The sequence below is a fragment of the Actinospica durhamensis genome, from assembly GCF_018139695.1.
Taxonomy (GTDB): domain Bacteria; phylum Actinomycetota; class Actinomycetes; order Streptomycetales; family Catenulisporaceae; genus Actinospica; species Actinospica durhamensis.
Map to the genome: position 1 here is coordinate 1 of NZ_JAGSOG010000520.1, position 2,217 is coordinate 2,217.

Here is a 2,217-nt window from a genome sequence, read left to right on the forward strand (position 1 = left end):
GGCGATGGGGGCGCGGTGGGTGATGTCGTTGGCGCCGATCATGATGGCGGCCAACTGTGGGACGTTGTCCTCGTCGGCGAGTACCTGGTCGATCTGTTCGGACAGCCGGTCCGAGCGGGCGCCCACGCGGGCCAGGTTGGCCAGCAGCACCGGGCGGCCGGTGTGCGCGACGAGGGCCTCGGCCAGCAGCGCGCCCGGGGTCTGTTCCGGCAGCTCCACTCCGTAGCCGGCCGCCGTCGAGTCGCCGAGCATCGCGAAGCGCAGCGGGCGGTCCTGCGTGGTCCAGGCCAGGTGCGCCCCGAACAGTCCGTCGGCCTGCGGTGGGGTCTGCTCGGCCCGCCCGATCGCCTTGCGCGCCAGCTTCGCCTCGGCCACCACCAGGCCGATCGACGCGCCGGTCAGCACGGTCAGCCCGCCGCCGCTCATCAATGCGGCTGCGGCCGCCTTTCGAGGTGAAACGCCCATGAGCCTGCTCCTCTCCCCAGCTAACAGGAAGATACCCGCCCAGTGATCGTCTGCGCATGCATTATCACGGTTTCGCCTGTGTCGAGGGTTCGGTGAGCTCAGACAGGGCACTCGGGCGTCAGCACGGGCGCCCGGGCTGCGGTTAGGCTTCTGTCATGCGCTATGTCGAATCCGTGATCGATCTCGTCGGGGACACCCCGCTGGTCAAGTTGAACTCGGTCACCGCGGGGCTCAGGGCCACGGTGCTGGCCAAAGTCGAGTACTTCAATCCAGGCGGCTCGGTCAAGGATCGGATCGCGGTGCGCATGATCGAGGCGGCCGAGCGCACCGGGCAGCTCAAGCCGGGCGGCACGATCGTGGAGCCGACCAGCGGGAACACCGGGGTGGGGCTGGCCATGGTGGCCCAGCGCAAGGGCTATAAATGTGTGTTCGTATGCCCGGACAAGGTCTCCCAGGACAAGATCAACGTCCTGCGTGCCTACGGCGCGGACGTGGTGGTCTGCCCGACCGCGGTGGCGCCTGAGCACCCTGATTCGTACTACAACGTCTCGGACCGGCTGGTGCGCGAGCTGCCGGGCGCGTGGAAGCCGGACCAGTATTCGAACCCGAACAACCCGCTCTCGCACTACCACTCCACCGGTCCGGAGATCTGGGCGCAGACCGAGGGCCGGCTGACGGCCTTCGTCGCGGGGGTGGGCACCGGCGGCACAATCAGCGGCACCGGGCGCTACCTCAAGGAGGTCTCGGACGGGCGGGTCGCGGTCATCGGCGCGGACCCGGAGGGCTCGGTCTACTCCGGCGGGACCGGGCGGCCGTACCTGATCGAGGGCGTCGGCGAGGACTTCTGGCCGGCCTGCTACGACCCGGACGGCACGGACGAGGTGCTCGCGGTCTCGGACAAGGACGCGTTCCAGATGACGCGTCGGCTCGCCCGCGAAGAGGGGCTGCTGGTGGGCGGGTCCTGCGGGATGGCGGTGGTCGCGGCGCTGCGCTATGCCGAGCGGCTGACCGAGCAGGACGTGGTCGTGGTGCTGCTGCCGGACTCCGGCCGCGGCTACCTGTCGAAGATCTTCAACGACGACTGGATGGCCGACTACGGCTTCCTGACCCCGCCCGGGCACGAGGACACGGTGCTCGACGTGCTCGAGAGCAAGGGCCCGGCACTGCCCGACCTGGTGCACGTCCACCCGCACGAGACGGTCAAGCTGGCGATCGACACGCTGCGCGAGTACGGCGTGAGCCAGATGCCGCTGGTCAAGGAGGAGCCGCCGGTGATGGCGGCGGAGATCGTGGGCTCGGTGGTCGAGCGCGACCTGCTGGACGCGCTGTTCACCGGGCGGGCGCGGCTCGAGGACCCGCTCGAGGAGCACAAGAGCGCGCCGCTGCCGCAGGTCGGGTCCGGCGAGCCGATCAGCGCCCTGATGTCTGTGCTGGAGCGGGCGGACGCCGCGGTGGTGCTGGTCGAGGGCAAGCCGCGCACGGTGATCTCCCGGCAGGACCTGCTCGCCTTCCTGGCCGGTCGGCAGGGATAACGGCCCAAAGGCAAAGGCGGGCGGACGGGCGGGAGCGGCGGCGAGGGTAGGGCCAGCCCCACCCTGAGGACGGCGGCGCACCGGCTGGGGTGGGCCGCGCCCGGAGCGCAGACTCGAATCGTCACGCCCGCCCCGTCCACCTCCACGGAGTCGAGAATGTCGCGCACCGATCCGTTCCCGGCCGACGCGCCGCCGCCCGGCAGCGCCGGCGTCTCCGGCC

Annotated in this window: 2 protein-coding genes; one reads left to right on the top strand and one right to left on the bottom strand. The window is 70.8% G+C overall.

Features of this window, described 5'->3' with window-relative positions; translation table 11 throughout:
• Positions 1-465: GDSL-type esterase/lipase family protein (locus tag KDL01_RS40630; protein ID WP_246577679.1), on the bottom strand; the 465-nt coding region annotated here is incomplete at its 3' end.
• 155 nt (positions 466-620) lie between these two features.
• On the opposite strand from KDL01_RS40630, the gene KDL01_RS40635 reads away from it, so the two are divergent.
• Positions 621-1,997: a cystathionine beta-synthase gene (locus KDL01_RS40635; RefSeq protein ID WP_212534057.1), complete on the top strand. Its 1,377-nt coding sequence runs from the start codon at positions 621-623 to the stop codon at positions 1,995-1,997.
• Positions 1,998-2,217: the final 220 nt, after the last annotated feature.